This window comes from Chryseobacterium sp. MYb7 (genome assembly GCF_002979455.1).
Taxonomy (GTDB): domain Bacteria; phylum Bacteroidota; class Bacteroidia; order Flavobacteriales; family Weeksellaceae; genus Chryseobacterium.
On sequence record NZ_PCOU01000003.1, the window covers coordinates 16,081 to 42,332 of the forward strand.

At 32.6% G+C, this 26,252-nt stretch carries 26 protein-coding genes; 10 read left to right on the forward strand and 16 right to left on the reverse strand.

Translation table 11 applies throughout. The annotated features are described in order from the left end of the window. Window positions 1-47 precede the first annotated feature (47 nt). The 3 genes from CQ046_RS03535 to CQ046_RS03545 form a co-directional block, all read right to left on the reverse strand. Entirely contained in the window at window positions 48-821 is a 774-nt protein-coding gene (locus tag CQ046_RS03535; protein ID WP_105700950.1) for a cyclase family protein, read from the reverse strand. 85 nt (window positions 822-906) lie between these two features. Next, the gene (locus CQ046_RS03540; RefSeq protein ID WP_105700951.1) at window positions 907-1,869 is read right to left on the reverse strand and encodes a hypothetical protein; all 963 of its coding nucleotides are present in this window, start codon (window positions 1,867-1,869) and stop codon (window positions 907-909) included. 61 nt (window positions 1,870-1,930) lie between these two features. After that, complete coding sequence (locus tag CQ046_RS03545; protein ID WP_105700952.1) at window positions 1,931-2,944, reverse strand: nucleoid-associated protein; 1,014 nt, start codon at window positions 2,942-2,944, stop codon at window positions 1,931-1,933. A 435-nt stretch (window positions 2,945-3,379) separates the two neighbouring features. Between CQ046_RS03545 and CQ046_RS03550 the strand changes: the two genes are divergently transcribed. From CQ046_RS03550 to CQ046_RS03565, 5 genes are all read left to right on the forward strand, one after another. Next, window positions 3,380-3,544 carry a hypothetical protein gene (locus CQ046_RS03550; protein WP_228406872.1) on the forward strand — a complete coding sequence of 55 codons (165 nt, stop codon included), beginning with the start codon at window positions 3,380-3,382 and terminating at the stop codon, window positions 3,542-3,544. 11 nt (window positions 3,545-3,555) lie between these two features. Next, a complete protein-coding gene (locus CQ046_RS03555) occupies window positions 3,556-3,912 on the forward strand; it encodes a hypothetical protein (RefSeq protein WP_105700953.1) in 357 nt (118 codons plus the stop codon). Between the two features lie 82 nt (window positions 3,913-3,994). Next, a complete protein-coding gene (locus CQ046_RS23965; protein ID WP_262486817.1) occupies window positions 3,995-4,126 on the forward strand; it encodes a hypothetical protein in 132 nt (43 codons plus the stop codon). Between the two features lie 51 nt (window positions 4,127-4,177). Next, window positions 4,178-4,573, forward strand: coding sequence for a hypothetical protein (locus CQ046_RS03560; protein WP_105700954.1), 396 nt, complete (start codon window positions 4,178-4,180; stop codon window positions 4,571-4,573). A 145-nt stretch (window positions 4,574-4,718) separates the two neighbouring features. Then, a complete protein-coding gene (locus tag CQ046_RS03565) occupies window positions 4,719-5,318 on the forward strand; it encodes a hypothetical protein (protein WP_105700955.1) in 600 nt (199 codons plus the stop codon). Between the two features lie 69 nt (window positions 5,319-5,387). On the opposite strand, the gene CQ046_RS03570 is transcribed toward CQ046_RS03565, so the two are convergent. Further along, window positions 5,388-5,900 carry a thioredoxin family protein gene (locus CQ046_RS03570; protein ID WP_105700956.1) on the reverse strand — a complete coding sequence of 171 codons (513 nt, stop codon included), beginning with the start codon at window positions 5,898-5,900 and terminating at the stop codon, window positions 5,388-5,390. A gap of 161 nt (window positions 5,901-6,061) precedes the next feature. Between CQ046_RS03570 and CQ046_RS03575 the strand changes: the two genes are divergently transcribed. The 3 genes from CQ046_RS03575 (at window position 6,062) to CQ046_RS03585 (ending at window position 7,796) form a co-directional block, all read left to right on the forward strand. Then, window positions 6,062-6,853 carry a helix-turn-helix domain-containing protein gene (locus CQ046_RS03575; RefSeq protein WP_105700957.1) on the forward strand — a complete coding sequence of 264 codons (792 nt, stop codon included), beginning with the start codon at window positions 6,062-6,064 and terminating at the stop codon, window positions 6,851-6,853. A 150-nt stretch (window positions 6,854-7,003) separates the two neighbouring features. Next, window positions 7,004-7,420 (forward strand): DoxX family membrane protein, encoded by a 417-nt coding sequence (locus tag CQ046_RS03580; RefSeq protein WP_105700958.1) that lies wholly within the window; start codon window positions 7,004-7,006, stop codon window positions 7,418-7,420. 22 nt (window positions 7,421-7,442) lie between these two features. Further along, the gene (locus CQ046_RS03585) at window positions 7,443-7,796 is read left to right on the forward strand and encodes a cupin domain-containing protein (RefSeq protein ID WP_105700959.1); all 354 of its coding nucleotides are present in this window, start codon (window positions 7,443-7,445) and stop codon (window positions 7,794-7,796) included. Window positions 7,797-7,866: 70 nt separating this feature from the next. Here the strand turns inward: CQ046_RS03585 and CQ046_RS03590 are convergent, their stop codons facing one another. The 5 genes from CQ046_RS03590 to CQ046_RS03615 all read right to left on the reverse strand — a co-directional run bounded on the left by CQ046_RS03590 (window position 7,867) and on the right by CQ046_RS03615 (window position 12,973). Further along, window positions 7,867-8,976, reverse strand: a complete 1,110-nt coding sequence (locus tag CQ046_RS03590) for a heparan-alpha-glucosaminide N-acetyltransferase domain-containing protein (protein WP_105700960.1) — start codon at window positions 8,974-8,976, stop codon at window positions 7,867-7,869. Window positions 8,977-9,277: 301 nt separating this feature from the next. Next, complete coding sequence (locus tag CQ046_RS03595; RefSeq protein WP_105700961.1) at window positions 9,278-10,420, reverse strand: cytochrome-c peroxidase; 1,143 nt, start codon at window positions 10,418-10,420, stop codon at window positions 9,278-9,280. Between the two features lie 832 nt (window positions 10,421-11,252). Next, the gene (locus tag CQ046_RS03605; protein ID WP_105700962.1) at window positions 11,253-11,498 is read right to left on the reverse strand and encodes a hypothetical protein; all 246 of its coding nucleotides are present in this window, start codon (window positions 11,496-11,498) and stop codon (window positions 11,253-11,255) included. Further along, entirely contained in the window at window positions 11,489-12,487 is a 999-nt protein-coding gene (locus CQ046_RS03610; protein ID WP_105700963.1) for an IS1595 family transposase, read from the reverse strand. Before CQ046_RS03610 ends, CQ046_RS03605 begins: the two co-directional genes overlap by 10 nt. Before the next feature lie 3 nt (window positions 12,488-12,490). Further along, window positions 12,491-12,973 carry a hypothetical protein gene (locus CQ046_RS03615; protein WP_105700964.1) on the reverse strand — a complete coding sequence of 161 codons (483 nt, stop codon included), beginning with the start codon at window positions 12,971-12,973 and terminating at the stop codon, window positions 12,491-12,493. A gap of 315 nt (window positions 12,974-13,288) precedes the next feature. Between CQ046_RS03615 and CQ046_RS03620 the strand changes: the two genes are divergently transcribed. After that, complete coding sequence (locus CQ046_RS03620) at window positions 13,289-13,681, forward strand: hypothetical protein (RefSeq protein ID WP_105700965.1); 393 nt, start codon at window positions 13,289-13,291, stop codon at window positions 13,679-13,681. A 286-nt stretch (window positions 13,682-13,967) separates the two neighbouring features. Here CQ046_RS03620 and CQ046_RS03625 read toward each other — a convergent pair whose 3' ends face one another. The 6 genes from CQ046_RS03625 to CQ046_RS03650 all read right to left on the reverse strand — a co-directional run bounded on the left by CQ046_RS03625 (window position 13,968) and on the right by CQ046_RS03650 (window position 21,444). Next, entirely contained in the window at window positions 13,968-14,300 is a 333-nt protein-coding gene (locus CQ046_RS03625; protein ID WP_105700966.1) for a hypothetical protein, read from the reverse strand. Window positions 14,301-14,549: 249 nt separating this feature from the next. After that, window positions 14,550-15,785: an erythromycin esterase family protein gene (locus tag CQ046_RS03630; RefSeq protein ID WP_105700967.1), complete on the reverse strand. Its 1,236-nt coding sequence runs from the start codon at window positions 15,783-15,785 to the stop codon at window positions 14,550-14,552. A 906-nt stretch (window positions 15,786-16,691) separates the two neighbouring features. Further along, complete coding sequence (locus tag CQ046_RS03635; protein ID WP_105700968.1) at window positions 16,692-17,138, reverse strand: hypothetical protein; 447 nt, start codon at window positions 17,136-17,138, stop codon at window positions 16,692-16,694. Window positions 17,139-17,161: 23 nt separating this feature from the next. Further along, a complete protein-coding gene (locus CQ046_RS03640) occupies window positions 17,162-18,844 on the reverse strand; it encodes a T6SS effector amidase Tae4 family protein (protein ID WP_105700969.1) in 1,683 nt (560 codons plus the stop codon). Between the two features lie 224 nt (window positions 18,845-19,068). After that, complete coding sequence (locus CQ046_RS03645) at window positions 19,069-19,488, reverse strand: carboxypeptidase-like regulatory domain-containing protein (protein WP_105700970.1); 420 nt, start codon at window positions 19,486-19,488, stop codon at window positions 19,069-19,071. 249 nt (window positions 19,489-19,737) lie between these two features. Then, window positions 19,738-21,444, reverse strand: coding sequence for a helix-turn-helix domain-containing protein (locus CQ046_RS03650; protein WP_105700971.1), 1,707 nt, complete (start codon window positions 21,442-21,444; stop codon window positions 19,738-19,740). A gap of 63 nt (window positions 21,445-21,507) precedes the next feature. Here CQ046_RS03650 and CQ046_RS03655 point away from each other — a divergent pair, with 63 nt between their 5' ends. Next, the gene (locus CQ046_RS03655; protein ID WP_105700972.1) at window positions 21,508-23,679 is read left to right on the forward strand and encodes a prolyl oligopeptidase family serine peptidase; all 2,172 of its coding nucleotides are present in this window, start codon (window positions 21,508-21,510) and stop codon (window positions 23,677-23,679) included. Window positions 23,680-23,931: 252 nt separating this feature from the next. Here the strand turns inward: CQ046_RS03655 and dnaK are convergent, their stop codons facing one another. Next, entirely contained in the window at window positions 23,932-25,830 is a 1,899-nt protein-coding gene (gene dnaK, locus CQ046_RS03660; protein ID WP_047420886.1) for a molecular chaperone DnaK, read from the reverse strand. Window positions 25,831-26,252: the final 422 nt, after the last annotated feature.

Below are 26,252 nucleotides of genomic sequence, written 5' to 3' on the forward strand. Positions count from 1 at the left end.
TTCAAATTCGTCCTTTTTATTTTTTGCCAAAGGTGATTTTTTTCTTTTTATGCATCCATCATCGCCACCACTCTCGCCGGAGCAGCAGAACCACCCACAATTTTAAGGGGAAATACACAGATTTTAAATCCGGATGGAGGCAGCGCTCCAAGATTGGTAAGCTGTTCGATGTGTAAATATTCTTTTTCGATTCCTACACGGTGGCCTTCCCAGAAGAACTCGGGGTCATTGAGTTCTTTGGCTTTCTGAGCCATATATTTCAGAGGAAGATCCCAGCCCCATTGGTCGATTCCCATTACTTTTACGCCTTGGTCAATCAACCATTCTGTAGCTTCTTTGCTCATTCCTGTTCCTTTTTCTACAAAATCCGGGGTTCCCATCATTTTATCACGATCGGTTCTGATCAGTACAATATTTCCTTCCTTTATCGTGATTCCGTTTTTATCCAAATCTTTTTTCAGATCATCTACGGTAATCGCAACAAAATCTTCTTTATGAGTACAGTCGATTACAATTCCGTCTCCATAGCACCACTCCAGCGGAATCTGATCTATCGTTTTAGCGGGTTTCCCTTCTACAACAGGCCCATAATGCCATGGAGCATCAATATGAGTAGTGGCATGAAGTCCCATATTTTTAATGGTATCATCTGCCCAGCCTGTCCAGTTTTTAGGGAAAAGTCTTGATGGAAGTCTCAATGCCAACCTAATCAACCAGTGTGATTTCCTATGGGCTTTATGTTTGATTTTTACCCGCATGAACCATGGGTCTCCTGCATTATACTGAATCGGTTTTGTTAAATCGACAATTGTTGTTTTCATATGATTTAGGCTAAGGAAGCAAAGATAATGAATAAGGCAAAAGTAATTTAGCATTTTTTTCCTTTCTCATTTTAGTTTTTCTACTCTAAATACCTTTAGGAATAATAATTTTCTTCGGATCATTTTCATCATATATAATTTCAACGGTTCCTTGTTTCGGTACAGAAGAGAGATTCAAAAGGCTGACAATTTTCTTGTAAACAGTGATATGTTCCGTTCCTCTGAAATCTTTGAAACTTACCTGAAACATGATTTGGGGTTGATCATTTACCGTAAGTCCAGTCTGGCTTACACTGATGATATTGGCTTTAGCATTTCGTCCCATAAACATTAGGCGTTCTTCTTTTTCATTCTTGAAAAACTTTCCAAAAATAAACTGGAAAATCAATACGAAAATAAGAATCATCACACCGCTGAAAATAATCGGGTGCATAAAGGTGAGAAACCTCCACCCAAAATCATAAGATTCTTTGGTATAGAAATAATAATACAGCCCCATCACATAAGCGATCATCAACACTATGAATATAAATCTCAGAATCATTCCCGAAGAGTTAAACTGGGTCTGCTGACCGGCCAGAATAAAATAAGGATTTTTTGAAGGATTGGGATTGAGTAAAACTGTAACGGTATTTCCTGTATCAAATCTTTTTTCCAGAGGCTTTATATCATGAAACATCATCTTGTGTTCGATCTGGACATTCCTCAGATTAGCAAAAGAAAGAACAATCTCAATGATGTTGATATTAGACTTTGTATCATATTTCAGAAGCTTGTAGTCAATAATTTTGGCCTCTCTTGGAACACCATTTTGCAAAATTGATTGAATGGTGCTTCTTTCTTTAAATGTTTTAATAAAAAGATTATGAACAAAGTAAACAAGAATGTAGCCCCATACTACAAAAGAAAAACCGAGATATCCATAGCTCACGGCTAATGAATTTCTCGGTTCTGCTGTTTCTTCCGAAGTCATCATATAAATGAATATCGGAAAAGGTATACAGAAAAAAAGGATGTAGACGGCCCAGAAAATGATCATGAATTTCATAACTGTTATTTTGTGTGGTCTGATAAAGTTATGATATTATTATGGAATGGCCGACTTCTTTTTACACCTCTTTCTCGAAATACAGTCTGTAGTATTTTCCTTTATCATCCTCACCCATTTCCAGTTTTTGTCTGTCTCCGTGGATGTAGATGTGGAAGTTTTTATCTAATTTAATAATACTTTTAAAGTGTCTCTGTGTCTTTTTTACCGCTGCTTCACTGATGGGAAATTCTTCAGCGATATTTACCTGCATGTCCTGTTCGTAGTCTGTTTTAAAGTTTACAAAACTTTCAATTACATGTTCGTCTCCCAGTACTTCATTGGCAAATTCGTCCAGTTTAAATTCTTCTTTTTCTTTGAAGAAATTGATAGATTTATTCAGGAAGTCTGCCTGATCTGCCTTGGAAACTTCAAATTCCTGAGGAAGTTGCTTTGTGATATAATCTTTATAGACCATCAAAGCTTCCTGCGTGTGGAAATATTCATCATCACGCTGTTTTACTTTCAGAAAATCTTCGAACCAGTAATACATATCTCCATTTTTGTTGTTGTCAACTACAGAAAGTACATATCCGGTTTCTTTATTGTTGTTGTAAATCAAAGCAGCTTTATCAATTTTAGATAAGCCAATTCCCTGATCTTTTTCAATATCAAAAGTTTCTTCGGAAGGATTAATTTTCAGGAAAGATTCTCTCTTCTCTGTTTTAAAGATCCCGATTTTGTCTACTTTATCCGGGCGGTCACTTTCATCTTCAAAAAGAACAATGAAAAGTTCTCCACTCTGAACTCTTGGGTTTTCAGCCGCTTCAAAAAGGTGTTTTGCAATGTTCTCAGATTCCCAGATAAATTTAGCTTTATCATCAAAAATTTCTGATACTGCACTGTAAACCGGATTATTTACCAGGTAAGTGTCACTGTAAAAATGGAACGTTTCTTCCGACTTAAAGGAACCTAAAAAGTAATCTTCAAGCATTTCTGCCATTCCTTCTTCCAGTTTCAATTCCTCCTGTGAAATCGTCAGGGAATCCCCGTTGATCTTATTTCCGACTCTGTGTACTATTATTTTTGAAAACATTTTTCTGAATATTTGGACTGCAAAGATATTCATTCTTATTCTTTCTGCGAAACTTAAAAAATGTCATTTTGTACTACATTATTTTTGACCATCCTCTGTCATTCTGAATGAAATGAAATGTAGTGAAGAATCTCATAGAATTGAATTTCAATAAGATTCTTCCTTCATCAGAAATCGAAGATTCGACATAGTCAATGACAAAAACCAAATTATTTGATCTTTGAAGGAGGGGAATTCTCCGCCGCTCTTTTGTAATAGAGGGACAGCAATAATTTTCTCTTTTATTTTCAATTTGATAAAAACCTTATCATTTTGACATGTTTTTTTGTTTAAAAAACAAGATATTAAAATCACAATTAATTGTATTTCAGTTTATTAAATAAATTTCATTTTCAACGGAATATCATTGGCATCATCATTTGAAAACATAGAAAAATGGACTTAAAAACATTAAACAGAATAGACAAGCTCAGAAGGTTAAAAAGCAAAGGACCAGAAACTCCAAAGTGGCTGAAACCTTACCATCTGCTCTTTTTCGCTTTTTTAACCATTTTCATCTTTGGTGCCATCATCAAATTGCTGGAACTCAATCACAATTAAAATATAATATTATGAATTATCTGCAAGCCGTAAAGGAAATCACAGACGTGGTTCCCGACTTTGAAAAGGAAGTAAAAGAAATTAAAATCCAAAACTCATACAGCATCATCCGGACTTTTACGGAACGTATAAAAAATATGATTCGCCAGAATGACAGAAATCTGCTGTTCAGAAGTTTACAGAAAATGGACAAAATATACACTGACGGAGATACGGTATTAAAGAATGCTATTGAGACTACTTTTATCTATTCTCTGGACAATTGTACCGCTTTCTGCAGTGAGGAATACAGAAAAGTGATTTTCAGCCATATTTCTACCAACCTGCAAAAAGTATATTCGAGACAAATTTACAGCCACGGTATATAAAGGTTTTGTTACATTATTAAGCCGTTTTATTACAAAGTGTTTAAATTAAACAAAAATCAAAATAACTCACAATCAATAGATTATGAAAAATAAAATAAGAAGAATTTCAGACTGGAAAACCTGGAAAACCACGACTAACAGACACAATGCAGAGATACTACTCACTCACATCGCTGTGATTGTAGGTGTATTTATTTTTGCGGCATGTTTATAAATTTTGGTATACATTTCGCTGCATTAATAAGTGTTTGAAAAATTATTAATTATGATGAAAGAACAAATGCAAACTATTAATCAAAAATTAGCTGTTGAGTACTTAAAATTTTTCTATCCGCCACTTCGTAATGAAATCATACAGTTGTCTGTTCAGGACAATTTTGCAGGAATTATGCAGGCAACCGTAAATTATTTAAAGAACCTGTTACAGGAGTCTAAAATCAGTATTATAGCCCATCATATTAAGCTGATGGACTGGCTTTACAGAAATGGGAATTCTTATGTAAGAGACATGATTGAAAACATGTTCGTAAGATCTTTCGAAAGCTTCAAAAAGCACGCAAAAATCCAACATTGGAAACTCCTTTATCAATATATGCCTGTCAGCTTCCAGATCATTTATAATGAGCAGCAGAAGCAGGATCAGATCTATTTTGGGAAATAAATTAAAGCATAAAGGCGAAATGGTAAATTTAATTTTTTACCCTTTCGCCTTATTTTTTTTCACTTTTCACTCCATTAAATACAACTTCCGTTCTATTTTATTTCACCAATATCTGTGAAACCCTTACTTTTGTAAAAATGTACCCATGAAATACACTTTTTATGCCTTGATGATGGCGTTGTCATTAATCTCCTGTGAAAATAATGACAATCCCCATGATGATCCGAGACCGATTGATAAAGAAATGTATCAATTTGAATTTAAAAGCTATACTGTAAATGAAACTATTCTTTACAGAGGAGCATTTGGCGAGAAGTCCAATCCTCAGGAATCCATCTTAAGCAATTACTGGAGCCTGTATAAAGATCCGGCATGGAAGAAAATAATTCTTAATCTGAAAGACAACTCTATACAACTTATAGCCGGAAATTCAGCTGATGCAACGTACAGTGTTAAAATCATCAATGACTCTGTATTAATCAATGATAATAACACGAATAAACCAACTTACATTGGTGATTTCAATAAAGAAAAATCCACTTTTACTTTGAAAAGAACATTACAGTATATGAAACGTGAATCAAGAGGTAACGGTAATGGATTAACAGTTGTTCAGAGTGTATCTTTCGGTACTACCCAATATAGCAATATGTTTGGAATTCTTTTTATCACTCCATCTGATATGACAAAATCTGAAGATCAGGTTTTATGGAGTAATATTGAATATTATTATAAAAAGTTGTAGTTGACTGATCAACATATAAAAAATCCCTCAAATAGATTCATTTGAGGGATTTTCATTTTTTGTATTATCCTATTTCGTCACAAATATCTTTTGTATAGTCTGTGATTCTTCATTACTGAGTTTTGAAGCTTTTTCCAGCTTGGCAATGAAAGAGGTAACCTCTTCCGGTGTTGCCGGAGATCCCAGGTTTTCTCCTTTAGCATCAAAAGAATCTGCCAATACTTCTCCTTTCGGGCTTAGGATCAGCCAGAACGGAAGTCCGGCATTTTCGCCTTTATATTTATTCATCAGCTCTTGTCCGCCGGGATTTTCAAGGCTTTTCTTATCTCCTCTTTCCTGAACGTCCAGATAAGCTGTTACAAATCTTTTATCAAAAATGGGTTTGGTTTCAGGAAGATCCATATTCTTTTCCATCATCTTGCACCATTTGCACCATGAAGCATGGAATACCAACAAAACATTTTTCTTACCTGCTTTAGCTTCCGTGAAAGCTTTATTTAATACAACATCTGCTTTTTCCTGCGCTGCTCCCAACTGAAACAACAAAAGGGTAACAATAACAATAATTTTAGAGTATTTCATTCTGAATTTTTATTTTAAATCTACACGAATTTAGGTATTTTCTCTAACAATATAACTTCATGGATTAATCAATTTAGTTAAACATTTTGTAATTTAGTTTATCATAAAGTACTCCTTTTATATTGTAAAAAAAATATATAAACCTCTAACAGCTCCACACCATGATCGAAATAAAAAAATACTCTAATCAGTCAGGGCATCCTGAGCCAAGAAGAGTCATCAGATATACTTTATTCTGGTGTCATCATGGAAGTGCTGAAATTCTGATTGACGAAAATATTTTCATTCTGAAAACCAGTCAGGTTGTTACCATTACTTCAGGACAGTTTCATCAATTAAAATCGGTGGAAGGAGAACTTACTGCATTGGAATTCACATTGGATTTTTTCTGTAAAAGCGACAGTGATATTGAGCTTATCTTTCACAATGGGCTTTTTTGTCATTTTGGAATGAATGAAATGATTAAGATACAAAATCCTGTATTTTTCTCCGAAACATTGAACACCATAGAAAAAGAAATTCAGGAACAGCCTTACCAGTACCTGATTTCTACACATTCTCTGGTTGAACTGCTGTTGGTGGAAATCAACCGCAGTAAAATTGCCAATGGTGATGAAATCTGGAAACCGGACGCTTTATTCCTAAGATTCCTTGAAAGTGTAAGGGATCATTTTAAAAACAATTATCAGGTCTCTCATTTTGCTGATATCCTTGGAACCACTGAAGCAAAACTGAATGAGGTCTCAAAGCTCCATACCAACAAAACCGCTCAGAATGTGATCTACAGCCTTACTATTTCTGAAGCCAAGAGACTTTTACTTTATGAAAAGCTTACCGTAAAGGAAATCGCTTATCAGCTTGGGTTTAATGATCCTTTCTATTTTTCAAATTTCTTTAAAAAACATACGTCACGTTCTCCTAAAGATTATCAAAAGGCTGTAAAGGAAATCTGAAAGAAGAAATCAGCAGCCTCTTATTAACTCCCATCCTCCAGCTCCCCTCTTCCCTCTTAAATATTATATGCTTTTTCCGAAATTGTCTATTCTTTAGACGGTGGCTTTCGCTGAACTTTGTACTGTAATTAAGACCTAAAAATTATACGTATGAAAACTCAACAGGATGCCGCCATTTTTTTATTAAGAATTGCTTTAGCCTTCGGATTTTTATCTGCTGTGGCAAGCAGACTGAATCTTTGGGGAACACGATCTTCCGGCTGGAAAAATTTTGTCCGCTATACTGTTGAAACCAATTCATTTTTACCACAATCGTGGGCATCTTCTATTGCAGTCTTATCTACTGCTGCTGAATTGTCTATAGGAGTAATGCTTCTTTTGGGTTTTCAGGTAAAAAGGACTGCATGGTGCGCCTCTGTTCTCACCTTATTTTTTGCAACCGCTATGAGTTTTTCTTTCGGAATTAAAGAGTCTCTGGATTATTCGGTCTTTGTATTCAGTGCGGGAGCTTTTCTTCTGAGTACTTTTCCCCGCTACACATGGAGTTTAGACCAGCTCCTACATTAATAACAATTAAATTTTATATATCATGAACACCAACATCCACGATTACATCGTAAAAACAGAACAAAAAGAATGGCAGCCTTTAATTGAAAAAGGAATTCATTATGCAGGAATTTTTGTAAAATCTCTGAAATTTGATCCTGAAAAAAATCGTTCTACCAGCATTCTTTTAAAGTTTGAACCGGGAGCCAGCTATCCTTATCACAATCATCCTGCGGGAGAGGAATTGTTTATCATGGAAGGTGATGCTACTATTGCAGGAGCCCAGCTTGAAAAAGGAGATTATTTGTATACTCCACCAAATTTCAAGCATTCTGTGAAATCTGAACAAGGTTGTACCATTCTTTTTATAGTGCCTGAGGAAGTGGAAATTCTTTAAACCCATTACAAAAAAACCACAGTAAAAACTTACTGTGGTTTATCATAATTTAAAAAAAATAGGATTGGAGTTATTTTAAAGCCGTTTTATCCGCAGATATAGGACTGAAATCAATTAAAGTTTTTTTCTTTCTTATAAGATCCACCAGAGTCTGCACTGAAAATGTGAGAATAATATAAAGGACAATAAGTACAGCTACGTAGCCAATTTCGTGTTGTCTGTATCCGAAAATACCTTTTCCCCATGAGATCAGAATCCATTGGATCATGTACATTGAGGTTAAATTTTTACTGCAGTATTTCAGAACACGCATAAAGCCATTTTCTTTGACGTTGGCCGTAATAGTATTAATCAGCCATAAAAAGAACAACGTCCAGCCTGCAAAATAAATAACCCCGCCAGGCCCCATATGGTAAAAACCGTTATAATTATAGTCACCATACAGAAAAACCAATGGTGCCCCTATCGCAATGAACAAAAGTCCCACATACAGCATCTTTCTAAATATCTGTTTTGTATCGTAATTCAATTCCTGAAACCATTTCCCGAAAAACATTCCGATGATAATAAAAGCCACCCATGGGAAAACAGGGAAATAAACATAGGCCGGATAATCTGTATTGAAAAGAAGATCCAGAACATAATTGATCGCAGGATAATCCAGATTAATTCCGCTTACTTCTCTGGAGATCAATGCAACGAATAAGCCTATTGCTAACATGACATATTTATTTTTCACATATTCTCTGATAAACCCTACGAACAATAAAGACATCCCTGCCAGCTGTAAAATATCTCCCAGCTGTACCAGATATACATACTGCTGCTCAATTGGAGCATGCCAGCCGTATTTTTGCATAAAATTATCGGGAGCAAAATTAAAAATCACAGGGATCATAAACTTCATGAAGTTCATAAATAGTCCTGCAAATACCAATAAAATGCCTCGCTTTAGGGCACTTTTAAGACTTTGATGATTGGAGGTCATGAAGGTGATTCCCATACAGATCAGGAAAATGGAAGTTCCCCTTCCGAGAAAAACAATAAAACTACCGATGGCTGTTTCATATTGCGATTTTACATTGGCATACACCAATAAGGTATGGATAATGATCATTCCGATGACGCTTATACCTTTTATTAAATCCAGAGTAAGGACTCTTTTGTTTTGTTGTTCCATAGTTTTTTAGTGAAAATGTGGATTAGATGGATAAAATTGTAATCATTAATTATTTTTAAAACTATATTTTTATTTATTCTAAATAAAAATCAAATATACAAATTAAAACCACTCCTCATAATTCATAAATCAATTTTCATAAAATATTAATACTTAAATATTTGTTTCAATATTAATAAATGATTCTCGTAAAATATTTACACTTATTAAAGTCAATAAATAGCTATGGAATCTGACAAAAATGAAATGATTACTTTTTACATAAAAAACTCTTCCGATTGGAAGAGTTCTACTATGACGATTATGATTTCGGTAATTCTGGTGGACGCATTTTGTATTTGTAGCTGCCCAGTGTTTTCAAAAATGCTACGATATCAAAAACTTCATCATCTGTAAGGTTTAGTTTTTCTATCATTCCTGATTTGCGGGGAAATTTAGGATCATTCATCTGTTCTGCTTTTGGTATTTCCTTGCCCATTCCGGCATTGTACATCATCACAGTGTTGGCCAGTTCAGGGAAAAGGCCGTTATGCATGTAAGGTTTGTTCTCCGAAACTTCTCTCAGTGTAGGAGTTTTGAATTTTCCCACATCTTCATTTTTTTTGGTAACCACATATCTTCCCAGATCTTCATATTTTTTCCCATAGTAAGTGAGTCCCAAATTATGAAACTTCTGATCGGAAAAATAAGGAGTATTGTGACAGTTGATGCAATTCGCTTTAGTTCGGAATAAATGAAGACCATTGATTTCAGAATCATTCAGAGCATCTTTTTCACCGGAAACAAATTTATCAAACTTTGATGGCGGGCTGATCAGAGAACGTTCAAATGTTGCAATAGCTTTTGTAATTTTATCTTCCGTTACTTCTCCATTTCCGAAAGCTTTTACAAAGAAAGGTTTGTAGTCTTTAATTTTTCTGATATTTCTCGTCGCCATTGACATATGAAGATTCATTTCTACCGGATTTTCTATAGGTGCTTTTACCTGCTCTTCTAAAGTGGCTGAACGGCCGTCCCAGAAGAATGTTTTGGCATATCCAATGTTTACCAGAGTAGGTGCATTTCTGGTTCCCGTCTTTTTGTTATGGCCAAAGGAAACTCTGCTTCCGTCTGACCATCCTATTTCGGGATTATGGCAATTGGCACAGGAGATCTGTCCGTTTTTGGAAAGTCTCGGATCAAAAAATAACATTTTTCCCAGTTCCATTTTACCTTCGGAATAGGGATTGTCTTCAGGAAAATTCATTGCGGATAAAGGACCGATATCCTGAAACCCTTCTTTAGCTTCATCAAATAAGTGAGGAGCCGGCCATTTGCTCTGGTCTCCGCTGCTGTATAGCGTACGAAGCTCATCCACGGTATATCCCGTAGGGTCATTAGAGGTATAACTTAGTAAAGATATTATTCCGGCCATTGCCAGAAAAGAAATATATCTGTCTTTCATTTAATGATAAATACTAAACCCTGCAAATATAGCTTTATTAACCAGCTCATTGCAAAACGTTTATAAAATAAAAACATCAGATAAAGAACATTACTGCATTGTAAAAGTAAAGATCATCTAAAATTTCATTTCCATTACTTAACTGAAGATCTCCATACGGTATAATTACGGCTTTTGAAAAACCGACTGAAAAGTAAATACATAGGAAGATATTCATTTTGCTGCAAATATTCTAACCATTTCATTGCCTCGTCCGCAGTTGGATATTCGTTATTTTTAATCCACCACAAAGCCTTTTAATCTCCAGATAAATCCATCGTTTTCCTCTGCCAATTAGTATACTGAATCCAAATGGTTTACAAATTCATTGATTACCGGATCTTTTATGTTGGATCCTATCTTTCGGACCCCATTAATTTGTGCTAGCTGGAACATTTTTTATTTCTTTTATTCTGATTAATATTGTCCAAACCATTTTACTGTCTCATTTTTAAGATTTATAATAAATGGTTCTTGGTGGTTGGTTATAAAAATTGGTAATTATACGCCAGTTTACACTAGCTTGTTAAAAATAAAAGAGGGATTAATTAAACTCCCTCTTTTTTGTTATATTTGTGGTCTAGGTCTAGGAACATTGGAAGGACGTTCGCAAAACTCTCCCTCCCAATAATTGCTAAACATTTTAAAAAATAAAGTGTATGGGAAAGTCAGGAACCGTGTAATGCCAAAAAACCGTCCTGATAAGTACCATACATTCTTTTTAATACTTAATTTTTCTATCATAATTTCACAGTTTGTTTATTGTGGTTTGTAAATAAAAAAGAGAACTAAATTAGTTCTCCTTATCTTTCTTCTTAGGTTTGAAATTTAAAACCTTTCTCATATTTAAATCAAATTCCGTTAATTTAACTACATATTTGCCATCAATTAAAGGAATATTATTTATGTAAATTATTTCTCCACCATTAAACATAAAGTATTCATAATTTTTCTCTATATCTTCAACATAAAAATAATCTACACCATCTTTTGTAATGTATCTCACATTTTTTTCTTTAAGCACTTCACCTAATGACATAATTCTTTATACTTAGTTCTGACATTTGAATTTAACAACAAATATCTGAATTTTTCTTGGTCTGAGACCTTTCTCAAGTTAAATCTATACACAAATTCATCAACATATTTTTGAAGATGCTTTTTTGAAACGTGATTGTACATTCCTGAAATCGAATTTTTCAAGATTTTCCAACTGCCTTCAATATTGTTTGTGTGTATGTTATTATCTTGCAAACTTACATACTCTTTTTTGGAATGGTCAATGAATTTATGATTATAATCTTTGTCCAATCCTTTATAAGCCCACCATTCATCAGTCATTAGATTTGTATCTGCCTTTACAAAACTGTATATAAATGGTTGAATACTTTTTCTTTTGGTATCATTCATTACAAAAGCATTCATTTTACTTGTTTTGTGAATTACTTTTTCTCTGACAGTTTTGTTTGGAATGACTTTATGTGGTCTTTCAATTATTTCACTCTCTCCACGTTGAAGCATCCCCATTATAGGAACTTTATCTTTATAACTTCTACCTTGTGAGTGTGGAACCTTCTTATCTTTGTGACGGTTCTTATTTTTACCACCAATAAAAGTTTCATCACATTCTACAATACCTTCAAGCTCATTATTATTCTCAATACCAAAACACGCTCTAATTCTTTGGAGCATGAACCATGCTGTTGCCTGTCTCACTCCAATATCTTTTCCTAGTTGTATAGAACTAATCCCTTTCTTATGAGAAGTAACAAACCAAATAGCCATAAACCATTTACGAAGGCTTATTTTTGAGTTCTCAAACATTGTTCCCGTCTTAACATTAAAATACTTGCCCGTATTCTTGCATCTATATTGATTATTCTTACACTTATATACTTTTGAAGTTTCATCAAAAGGACTTACTGGAAGTTTGTTCCATTTCAACATCTCCAAATAATCAATGCAATCCTGTTCTGTTGAAAAGGTTTGAGTTAATTCAAATACTGATTTTATATTGGTGTTAAACATAATCTATTCAGTTGTATTTTTTATAATAATATTAGATACATCATAAAGCCAATTAATCTCACCATTAGAAATTCTTCGTATATTCATATTAACAGTCTCATTAAAAGCATTTAATATCTTAGATTTTCTGGAATCTGATATATTCATGGATTTTATTTGATAGACAATATCATCTATTACAGTTTGAGCTTTTCTTCGATTATCGTTATATCTATTCTGTAAAGTTGTTGCAGCATTACCTAAATTAGAAATATCTAATTGTTCAGGATCTTTATACTGATAAGGTTGCCTTGATTGTTGGGGGCTTTTTAAACTATAATACTCCCATCGTCCAGAGTAACTGTTGTATTTTTCATAACCTATAAGGTTTGATGAAGAATCGAAATAATCATATCTGTTAGAATATGAATTATACTTCTTTGTTACTGTTTGAGAAAAACAAAAAGTTCCAATCAACATACATAGTGAAAAGATAATTTTTTTCATAAGTGAATTTGCTAATCCACTCAAAACCCAAAGTAGAAATATTTTGATGTTTAAAATAGAAAGTGTGGGCTTTGTAGACTACTCAATCCTGTTCTGAGGTTCTGACAAAACCTGCCCCAATGATTAAATAGCAACATATAACCCACACCATATGGAGTGAGCATCAGTTACCTTAATCTTTAGGGGCAAAGTGTAGAAACTGTCAGATTTCAGAACCCAGATTAAAATAGCTTAACGCTTTCTTGTTCGATAAATATTCCTACAAAAATACAAAAATTATACCTTTTTCACTATATTTGGACAAAAATTTCAACTATGAGAGATATTAAAATCGTTGCTGTAGCATGCCTAAACAATGACATTATTGAACAAAATCTTGAACATCAACATTATGGTTTTTTACTAAACCCAATTGAGAGAGAAGGAAATTTAATTCTTGAAATTAGATTTGAATTATTACTTCCTATAGACCAACAACAACATTTATTTTGTAAAACGATAACCACATTTGCATTAGAACAAGCTGATAAAAATACTTTAAGAGCAGAAGTAGAAACATTAACTGGATTAGTACAAACATGTATGGCAAATACAAGAATGTTTATAATGATGAATAATCCAAATCTTAATCACTTACAATTAAAGTATTTTGATAATCAATACTTCATGGATGAAATACAAACTCAATTTGCTGAGTTAGGTATTTAAGGAAAAACATAATGTCTTATTGATTTTGATTCAAATAAGTCATTTTTAAAATTCCAGTTTTTCATTTTTATAATTTTCATAATTGTTAAATTTAAAATTGTTAATAAAAAAAGACCTACTAATTTAATAGTTGGTCTTTGTTGTTTTGTTTTAAATTTACATCTTTGATGTAAAGATGCGTATAATTACCTAAAAATTAAACTGTGTGATATTTTTTCATCCAAATCATGTCAACAAAAAAACGACTCTATTACCAGAGTCGTTTCTTTTTTATTCTTCAGAAAAATTATTTTTTTAAATCTGCTTTTACATCTTTATAACCATCTGAAACTGCATCTGTTCCTTTTACAGCAACATTCTTCACACTTTTTGCACCTTTGGCAGCCGTTTTTCCAACCCATTTTGTGCTGTTTTTAACACCTTTTTTTGTAGCATTTGCCCCTTTTCGAGTTTTATCTCCAACCCATTCTGCACCATCTTTCACTCCTTTTCCTGTTGCTTTCGCTCCTCTTTGAATGGCATTACCTACATTTTTTGCTTCCTGTTTTACAGTTTCCTGAGCATTAATAGCTATTGCAAATAATCCAAAAGCTAATAAGGTGAATAACTTCTTTTTCATATTGTCATTTTTTTTTAATTAACTTGGTGAATATAGCATAAAACAAGCCAAATCTTTATCATCAAAAAAAATAATAAAAACAGCTTATTCTTATCTTTCCAATATCAAATAAATTTTTTCAATCTGGCAAAGACATAGCTTAAAATCATCAATACAAACACAACTTAAATGTTGATTTTTTTAATTGTAAAAAAATTAAAAATAAAAAACCATAGTAAAATTTGTCTATTTATAATTACTGGAATGTAATTATTTTGATTTGCCATTTAAAAGCTTTGAATTTGTTGACTTATTGATGAATATCAAATAATCAAAAGAGTTAGCAACCTTGGTTTTTGTAAATTCACTTTTATCTGTACCAGACCCTGTTTTGCGAAATAGAATATCATCCAATATCCAATGGCCAAGTTTGTTGCCATCTTTTTTGATGGCTTTCAGATCCAGAATAAAAATTGGAATGTTGAGTGAGTTGAGCTTATATTCTAATGTTTTTGGACCAGCTTTTTCTGAATTATAGGTACCAAGCTTCCCATCAATGCTTGCAGAATAAGTACCTTCATAAAAGGCAAATCCAAAATTCACAAAATCCTGACCATACATTTCATTGATCCAATAGCCCATTCTGTCTGAATTTAATTTTGCAATGTGATAATTATGAGCAGAGACCATTACTTTAGAATTCAAATGGTTTTCCTTTAACCATTTAACATTCTCAGCCATGAATTTGTCTCTCCTGATAAAATTTTGCAGGATATATTGTCTAATAATATCTACATTTTGCAGGAAGCGCAATTTTTCATCTGGATTTTTTATTGATGTACTTTTTTCTTTTATTAAAACCAGATGCTCTGATAAAATTTTCTGACTTTTTTTAGAATACGTTCTGAAGCCTCTGTTATTTTCCTTTAAAGCGGTTTCCATATCATCAATCTCTTGCTCGGGCAACTGATTTTCCTGAGATGTTTTTCTTATTTGATCTATCGCTCCTTTAGCATATTGCATATCGAAACCATCAAAAAAAACTTTTGAATTATGATTTTCATTGTATTTTTTTAACCATTCAACAAAAGCTAAAGTTTCTTCTGTTTGCCACAGCCAAAAATACATTCCTTTTAGAATATTCTTTGGATCTCCTTTTCCTTCCTGAATATAGGGATTCATTAAAAAACTTTCAGGCATATTGGCTTCGAGCGAAAAAACATTGAAATTTTTGTGAGCGATCAAATATTCACTTATTCTGTATTTCATTTGATACACTTCACTCGAACCGTGAGTAGATTCTCCCAATCCTACTATTTTAGAATTTCCAATGAGTTTGTTTAAGATGAGCAAATCACTATTATCCTCTTCTTCCGGATTAAAAGTTTTTATAGGATATATAAACTTTGAAATATATTCTTTCTCTTCAGAATTTAAATCATTTTTTGATTGTGCACTGATGGTTACAAAAAAAAGAACCAAAATAAAGGATAATTTCAAATTCATTTACTTCTTATAATTAGATTACAATTTTACAAAAAATATTACTTAAAAAATTTAGTATAAGTTTAAATAATGTTCGAAACCAGCGTCTATTTTTTTAGTCGCAGATCATTTGTTATAACTGATAGCCTAACAGTTTTCTAATCTGGTAAAAAAAGCGTTCAATCAATCTAAGATCTTCTGGACAGCTCTATTATGAGAACAAAAATGAAAGAGTAATTGTGACAGGAAAGACGAGAACTTATTCTGTGGGGTATTTTTGGATAGAATAAAAAATGTTATAAGGATACTATTTATAAAGTGATAATAATAAAAAGCCTCAAAATAACAATGATTGGCTTTACCTTGTTGATATTGTGGTAGAACCAATCATTAAATTATCAGAACAGTTGTGGCTAATTCAAGTTATTTACCAAACTTAAATTCACTAAACTTATTACCCAATGATACTGTAATCTTATTACATATTCATCCTAGAATTATTTTATTTTCTTGTAAATTTTATATACAAAATAACCCAGCAATATTATGAAAATTAATGCCAAAATTTGTATTGCAAATAAACTAAAGCTAAATTCACTAATCGTTTGTTCCATAATGTTATAAATTTATCAATAATTTGCACTTGTTAATAAAGCAGATCATTTTTTGATAGTGGGTAAATGTGGACGTATTTTGTACTACACAGAGCTGGTTTCCTGTTCTGGAATCTATGGCTCAGGAACTGTTCTTGAGCTATTCTCAGGGGTATTTCGCCAAGCTTTAAGTCTGAATTATTGTGTCAGTATAAGTGCCTGAAAGTGTCTTGAAATCAAAATGATTGGCTTTACCAGTATATGGTAGAACCAATCATTTTTTATTTAGGTTAAAGACTTTTATATTATCTTAAAAGAAATTTGTAATTAAGTCTTATGGAATAGTTTCTATAGAAGATATTTTTAAATTTCCATTTTCTTTTTTTAATGTAACTATAGCAGATGCTCCTTCAAATTCTGTTTTTTTATTAGGGTTGACTGTTGAATATGATAAAACAAAATTAGTTCCTTGTTTAGTAAAAGTTGAATAAGAATTTTTCAATAATTTATAATCTAGTAACTTGATTACTTCTTGAAGATTATTTTGGACAAATTTTTTGTTTTCTATTATGTATTGATTATCATATCCATTTTCAATCTCACAAATACTGCACTGAATATTATTTGCAAATAAAGAATTTAGTGTTTCATCCTTTTTTAAATATAAAGAATCTAATTTTTTAATCAGTTGAATTGCTTCTTTCTTTTCCTCTAAATAATTTTCTTGAGATTGCACTCCACAAGAAGTCAGGATGATAAGAATAAAAAATATCTTTTTCATTTTTTTTTATTTTTAAATTAACTTTAAGGTTTAAATTCCCAAATTCTGATTGATTTAATTCCACCAGGAACATTAGTAGCATTTGCACCCCCAGGTATATGTCCATTTTGGATTAAATCAACATGTCCTGTATATCCAGCAGTAGTTGAATTATTATTAACAATAACATATATTCCAGTTTTACCTTCCAAAAACTTTGCCACTTTATCAGGATTATTAGCATCTGTACCCTCTAATATATGAGTTGGATTTCCAAATGTTTTTGACATAAAATCTCCTGCCGTTTTTGCTTGTAAATAATAATATCTTGGTTGTCCATTTTCACGTGCACCCTGCCTGCTAAGTGAATTATTAGGTATATAAAATCCTAATCTGTTCATAGCTAATGAAAATCTTACTGTACATGCGTTTCTATATGGACCAGTATCCTGACCTGAACTATTATATAAATATTCAAGATTACCACCCACCATAGGGTAAATTTGAGAAGCTGGCATTTGCTTGAAGTAACCTGCATAGCCTGGATAATCCAATTTTGGAAAAGCTCCAACAAACTGAGAATATGTTGGCATTTGCTTATTTTGGTAGTGTATAGTATTAAGAACATCATCAAGGTTATCAATAGGTTCTCCGTCAGCTCCTTCGGACTTGGTTAAAAACCAGTTCTCAAATTGACGCCAAGAAATGGTTGGATTATTTTGTTTGAATTGCAATGCCCATGTAATAAATTCTTCAGCTTCCGCACTTCCATAGTTAGCATCATAGTAAGTTTTAAAACCGTCATAAAAATCAGCATTTGCAGTATCATTAATAATAGCCTTCAAATCTACTGGAAGTTTTTTAACGTAAAAAAAGAATCTACTAAGAGTTGGAATCGTAGGAGTTCCTGTATTATTTCCGCCTCCTACACCACCTCCAGTATTAACGCCACCTCCAGTATTGCCACCGTCTCCTGAAGTGATACCACCGCCTCCAGTACCATCATCTCCCAAGGCTGTAGTTGCTGTACAGACTAGTGCAACTGTAGTAATGTGTAGAGCTGGATATCCTCCTTTATCTTTCCAGTTGCAATTTCCCCATTCACTTTCATTATCTGCAGTATGTTCTCCTGCATAACAAGAGAAATACATATCTACCGTTTGATAAGAACAAGATTCTACAGTTCCCATACTATTAAAAACTCCCCCTCCATAGGTTCCTTTTGCAAGTTCCATCGCTGTACCTTTACCTTTAGTTTTCACAGCTTTTCCTGCAAGTAAATCCTTTTTTTCCTGTAGTGTAAAATTGTAAGTTACTAAAAGTTCTTTATAGGTTCCATCAGGTAGTGAAGATAATACTAAATTTTCAACGGGAGCATTTTCAGGAGCATTTTCTCTAACTAGATTAAATGTATAGGTATGAGAATTTGAACCATATTCAATGTAAGTTACGTTGTCTGTGTCAATGGAGACTCCGTTTGCATAATCGACAGACTTGCCAAATGCATTAGTTTTGATTTCTGTTAGATTCTCTTGTGCTTTTTTTAATTCAGTTTTAAGAACTAATTTATGTTTACTTTGTTCTAAACTAATTGTTTTAGATGTTGGTCTGAATTGACTACTGTTGTTATGAGTTTCTTGCTCTGTTAAGAGTTCGTTCCTACAAGAACATAACAAGACCATAATGGTTACTAAGGAAAGTAACCTCGAAATAAATTTGTTTTTCATTTTATGTATAAAATTAAAAATTTGTATTTTTTCCAAGCGTAAATATATAAAATCATTAAATCTCTATCATGTTGGATATATTTTTTTGTTTTTATTCTTTACTGTATTGCAAATGTATATCTGCAAAGCGACAAAATAACGCTGTCTATCCTGAATCAATCCTTGTTTTCATAATTGTATATTTTTTGTTAAACAAAGTTTACCATTGATTATCAGAAGAAAGCTTAAACTATCATCGCTATTATTTTTTTTCTGTAAATTATATCATACAGAGAGTGCTGATCATAATATCGTTTCTCATAATTTTTTAAAACATCTGAAAAGATCTTCTTGATATCAACATTTATTATTTTAACCTCTTCAATATCTTTATATAATGGTTTTAATTTTATAATTGAATTATAATTGCCCAATTTTTCCGTTTGATAACCTGAGGCTGAAACTTCCAAATTGTTTGAATTTTCAGGTAACAAAATGAAACCGTCATCATTGCTATATAACACCGTGTTTGATAAAATAATTCTTGCGTGTGGAACCGGATTACCGCTTTCTGAATCTACAATTTTTAACTTCAAAGATTGTGCATGAAAAAATCCTAAAATTAAAAAGAGAAGAAGAATAGTGTAGAATTTTGCTTGTGTCATGTTTACTCGTTTCGATTGCAAACATACACCGTTATAATCAGGAACAAAAAAACTTAAATATAGATTTATAAATTTATAGATTTGATATATAAATCTATACCTTATAATGGCTATAATTCATTAAAACCAGCTAACAAAATATCAGCCATTACATTGATTTTCAATTAAATAAAAATAAAAACACATGATATCAATAAATGAATGTCATTTACAAGAAAAAAGAAACTTTTAAAAGATAAAAATGATGAGTTATTCCTGAGATTGATCAATTTCTTTGATATAAGTACTCAAAATGGTTCCTGTTTTTTTTCGGAAAGCTGAAGCAAAAGCCTGCTTATTATTGTAACCTAATTCTTCGGCAACAACAATTAACTTATAAGAACGGAATTTTTTATCCTGTACTAATCTTTTCAAAGCATAGTCTATTCGAAGATCATTGAGATAAGAAGCAAAGTTCTTTTCTTTATAAGTATTCACCACATCGGATAAGTATGCAGAATTTGTTTTAAAATCTTTTGCAAGGCTGCTTAAAGTAATTCCTTTTTGTAAAAACAATTCGTTGTTCTCAAATCGTTCTAATTCCTTCAGAATTTTTTGTACAGTATTCTCTGAAATATTTCTAATGACAGATTTCTCAATTTTAGAAGGAATAAAATCTTTTCTTTCTTCTTTTTCCTCTATTTCTGATTTCTTTTCATGAATAGATTTTATTAAGTCCTGCGCTATTTTCCGATATTTCTTTTCTGATTTTTTAGATTTATAAAAGAAAAAACCTACAGCAATGAGCGCCAGCAGTAAAATACCTAAACCGGAAAACAAAAAATATTTCTTTTTTTCTAAATCGTTAATAATATTTTCTTTTTCTTTTAAGAGTTTTGGGGCATCATATTTTCTTGGCAATTCTCGCGAGATGTATTTAAACTGAGCATAAAGAATCTTATCAACAGCCAGGAATCTTTCAATATAATAAAGCTGTTTTTCCTTGTCTTTTTTCTCTTTGAAATAATCTACAAGATAAGTGTAAACATCCCGAAGTTCAGGAAAAGTATTATTCGTTTTTTGAATAATAGAATCAATTTTAATAAAATTCTCTGCAGCTTTATCTTTTTCATTTGATTTTAAATATGATTCTCCTAAGTATAACATAGTATAATTAGCGTCAAAATCAAGATTGTTCTTTAAAAAATATTTCTTACAGGTTTCTAAATCTGCTATAGCATTGGGGTAATTTTTAGTTTCAAAATTATATCTGCCCAACAAGATTAAATACTTGTTATATCTTATTTTTGCCTTATTTTTTGTAGCATCATTTAATCCATCTTTTATTAATTTTAATGCTTTATCATACTCATAAATGTCAATATATGCATCTGCCAAACTTATTTGGATGTGTTCAATATCCTGGGGAGTTAAAAATTCAGGATGTCCGTAATAGTATTCCAGAACCTTTACGGTCTCTTTATGTTTTCCTATATATCCATTGAGATAAGCAATTTGAAGATCAGCGATAGCAATCTGTCGTTTGTTGTTCTTTTCCTTCGCATGGCTTAAAGCGATTACAAAATTATCCAACGCTAACTTTTCGTTATCATAATCAAAATACAGTTTGCCTCTTAGCAGATAGATACGGGCAGGATATCTATCATCATGCAGTCTATGACTAATGGATTCTAAACTATCTATGTATTTTAGGGAGGCAGCTAAGTTCTGATTATACTGCATGAATACATACCCTTCAGCAATATTATTGATGATCATTTCTTTCTTTGCCTTTTTCAAGTAGTATCCAGCAATGATTTTAGACTCTTTAATTTTATTATTGTCCTTGTAATTGTAGAATTTTTCTTCTAATTCTAAATAGTTATATTGAGACAAAGTATCAATTAAAACTTTATTTTGAGAATAATATTGATTGTATGCTAATAAAAGAAAGAAAAAATATTTTAGGCTTTTCATAAACTAAAGTATGCGGTACAAAAATATCCATTTTATTGATCACAAGTAATATAATAAAAACTAATTTTACTATTCTTAGGTGCACAAAAAACAAATTTAACTCTTTCTGTGCCTGCTATTGATCATTATTTTGGCACCCAAATTACTGATGATTACAGAAATCTAGAAAATTTAAAGGACTCTGCAACTGCTCGATGGATGAAATCGCAGACAGATTACGCCAGTTTTTTGATTAATAAAATCCCTAATAGAGATTATTACCTTAAAAAACGTTTAGAATTTGACAAAAGGCAGGGGTATTCAGTATCTGATTTAGAAATAACTGATAATGATAAATATTTCTATTTGAAAAAAGGTTCTGAAGAGAGAACTGCAAAAGTTTACTATCGAAATGGTTTTAATGGGACGGAACAGTTACTGTATGATCCTGATAGTTTCATATCCTCTTTTAAAGATTCCTCAAATAAATCTAAACATCAATTTTTAGTCAATCTATTAAGTCCCAGCTGGGATGGAAGCAGATTGGCTGTTTCATTAACTGAAGATGGCAAAGAAATCTCTCAGGTTATTGTAATAGATGTAGAAAATAAATATGTTCATCCGGAAGTTGTGACTAACACCAATCCGTCCAGCATTGGGGGTATTAAATGGTTACAGGATAATTCAGGATTTTTTTATGTTTATTATCCTGTCATTGACAGTAACTCTAAAGATTATGTAAAAAATGTTCAAACAATTTTATATAAAATCGGTGAAAATCCAAAAAAGTTAAATAATGTATTTTCCAGATCTAATAATCCTAATCTAAATATAGAGGAAAATACATACCCGGCTATTATGGCATTTAATGCCGATGACAAGTATTATGTAGGAAATCTGGTAGATTCAGAAGACTTTAGGAGAACGTTTATTATCAGGAAAGAAGACTTATTAAACGGTAAAAAGACCTGGAAACCTTTGTATACTAAAGAAGATAAAATACCATCTATGCGGTTAGCTGGAGATGATATCTATTTTTTATCCGGCTATAATAATACTTTGAATTACAAACTCTGTAAGACCAGCGCTAAGAATCCAAATTTCAAAAATCCGCAAATATTGGTGCCTGAAATGGCAGATGAAGTGATTACAGGATATGCTGTAACGAAAGATGGAATATATTATACAAGAACAAAAAACGGGGTAGAAGCAAAATTATATTTGTATAAAGATGGAAAAGAACACAATATAAAAACCCCATTTGTATCCGGAAATATATATCTGGAAGCGAAAGGAAAAGATTTTTCGGATATATGGATGAGTTGTTCAGGCTGGGCCAATGATGAGCAAAGATTTAAATATGACCTTCAAAAGAGTGAATTTACCCCAGAAAATATTGCGCCGATCATTGATTATCCAGAATTCAAAGATATTGTAGTTGAGGAAATTACGGTAAAGTCTTACGATGACGTAGAGGTTCCATTATCTTTAATTTACAATAAAAACATTAAAAGGAATGGAGAGATTCCAATTCTTATGAATGGGTATGGTGCTTATGCTGAATCCTATTTTCCATACTTTTCTATCAGTTACCTATTGTGGGCAAACCAAGGGGGAATTGTTGCTGTTCCGCATGTAAGAGGTGGTGGAGAAAAAGGAGAACAATGGCATATTGATGGACAAAAATCTAAAAAATCAAATTCATGGAAAGACTTGATTGCCTGTACCGAATACTTAATTAATAAAAATTATACATCACCAAAGAAAGTAGCCATCCTAGGAGGAAGCGCAGGCGGAATATTAATGGGAAGAGCAATGACCGAAAGGCCAGACCTTTTTGGTGCGGTAATTATAGAATCAGGAGTTCTAAATACTTTGAGAAATGAGCTTGGAGGCGTAGGGAAATCTGCGGCTCAAGAATATGGTAATCTAAATAATTCTACTGATTTTAAAGGGCTATTGGAAATGGATGCATACCATCACATTAAAAAAGGAATAAAATATCCTGCAACTCTTATCACATCAGGGATTAATGATCCCAGGGTAGCACCTTGGATCCCTGCAAAATTTGTTGCCAAATTGTTAGCGAATAATTCTTCCAATAATCCTATTTTGTTGAAAATAGATTATGCTGGAGGCCACGGAGGGGATATACCAACAATACAGCGATATGCTAATATTGGAGATATTTTTGCGTTTGCGTTATGGCAGTTAGGAGTACCAGATTACCAGCCAACCGGAGATATTACTAAATAAAATTAACACCTTAATTTATTTTCCGCGTTTTCTTCTATGCAAAAAATGTAATCAGTACACTTTTTTTGTGTCCTTCATATACAATTTAATTTTGTAATTCTCTTGTTCTATTGAAAGTTGACCATTATGTCGGTACCAATAGCTCATTACAAACACCAAAATAAAATAAGAGAGAATATCAAAAATGAAAAACCCCATAAACATTTGTTTATGGGGTTTTCTATATTTTATTAATTATTATTAATCAAATAATTATTTTACTTCTTCGAAGTCTGCATCCTGTACATCTTCAGCTCCGGCGTTTCCACCAGCGTTCTGAGCTCCAGCACCTGCATCAGCACCCGGCTGTTGACCAGCTGCATATAATTCTTCAGAAGCTGCCATCCATGCTGCATCTAACGCTTCAGTTTTAGCTTTTACGTCATCAACATTTTTAGCTTCGAAAGCTGTTTTTAATTCTGCGTGAGCTGCTTCGATTGCTGCTTTTTTGTCAGCAGAAAGTTTTTCACCGAATTCTTTCAATTGTTTTTCAGTCTGGAAGATCAATCCGTCAGCTTTGTTGAAGATTTCAACTTCTTCTTTTCTCTTAGCATCCGCTGCAGAGTTTTCCTGAGCTTCTTTCTTCATTCTTTCGATTTCTTCGTCAGAAAGACCTGAAGAAGCCTGAATTTTGATAGACTGCTCTTTACCAGTTCCCTTATCTTTAGCAGATACACTTAGGATACCGTTAGCATCAATATCGAATGTTACTTCAATTTGAGGAACTCCTCTTGGTGCTGGTGGAATATCCTGAAGATCGAATCTACCGATTTCCTTGTTATCGTTGAACATTGATCTTTCACCTTGTCCTACTCTAATGCTTACAGCTGGCTGGTTGTCAGAAGCTGTAGAGAATACTTCAGATTTTTTAGTTGGGATCGTAGTGTTCGCTTCAATTAATTTAGTGAATACAGAACCCATTGTTTCGATACCTAAAGAAAGTGGAGTAACGTCAAGTAGTAATACATCTTTTACATCACCTGTCAATACACCTCCTTGAATAGCTGCACCAATAGCTACAACCTCATCCGGGTTAACTCCTTTAGATGGTTTTTTGCCGAAGAATTTTTCTACTTCTTCCTGAATGATTGGGATTCTTGTAGAACCACCTACCAAGATTACTTCGTCAATATCAGAAGTTGATAAACCAGCATCTTTTAATGCTTTAGCAACAGGCTCCATAGATCTTCTTACAAGATCAGCAGATAATTGCTCGAATTTAGCTTTCGTTAAACTCTTCACTAAGTGTTTAGGACCAGTAGCAGTAGCTGTGATATATGGTAAGTTGATCTCAGTCTGAGGAGAAGAAGATAATTCAATCTTAGCTTTTTCAGCAGCTTCTTTCAATCTTTGAAGAGCAATTGCGTCAGATTTTAAATCTACCCCTTCTTCAGCTTTGAACTCATCAGCCATCCAGTTGATGATCACATCATCAAAGTCATCACCTCCCAAGTGAGTATCACCGTTTGTAGACAATACCTCGAATACACCATCTCCTAAATCAAGGATAGAGATATCGAAAGTACCACCTCCAAGGTCATATACTGCGATTTTCTGATCTTTATGGTTTTTATCAAGACCGTAAGCTAATGCTGCAGCAGTAGGTTCGTTGATAATTCTTTCTACTTTAAGACCTGCAATTTCTCCGGCTTCTTTAGTAGCTTGTCTCTGTGCATCGTTGAAGTATGCAGGAACAGTGATTACCGCTCTTGTTACTTCCTGTCCAAGATAATCTTCAGCAGTTTTCTTCATTTTCTGAAGCGTCATTGCAGAAATTTCCTGTGGTGTATATTCTCTATCGTCGATTTTTACTTTTACAGTATCGTTTGGTCCGGCAACCACTTTATAAGGTACTCTTGTGATTTCAGAAGCATCATCTTTAAAGTGAGTTCCAATAAATCTTTTGATAGAGTAAACAGTTTTTGTTGGATTCGTTACAGCCTGTCTTTTTGCAGGATCACCTACTTTTCTCTCTCCGTCTTCCGTAAAAGCTACGATAGAAGGAGTAGTTCTCTTACCTTCTGCGTTAGGAATAACAACAGGGTCTTTACCCTCCATTACAGCAACACAAGAGTTGGTTGTTCCTAAGTCAATTCCAATTATTTTACTCATAATATTTTATATTTTTTCTATTTTTAATTTAATTTACACTCTCAATTTCTCAATATCTGTACCATTCAAAGAATTATGACAAAATGACACAATAAAAATAAAAACCCTGATAAAATCGAGGTTTTGTATGATTTAAAATGGCAATTTTTTCATATTAACTTTAGCAGAATGCCACATATCAGGACTCCTGGAATTATCAACAGATACTTAAACACATTCATTGATCCTTCTCTGTCATGAAATATTTTACAGTATAACCTTTTCCTATACATTCAATATCATTTGCTCCATAAAATCAGGATTCTCTCAATATTAAAATTTGCAAAACAGACTGATTATCAATATATTTATTATCAACACAACAAATTAATTCACCAATCTTTAAAAATTAATCAAAGTTTAACCTAAGAAATAGAGTAAGA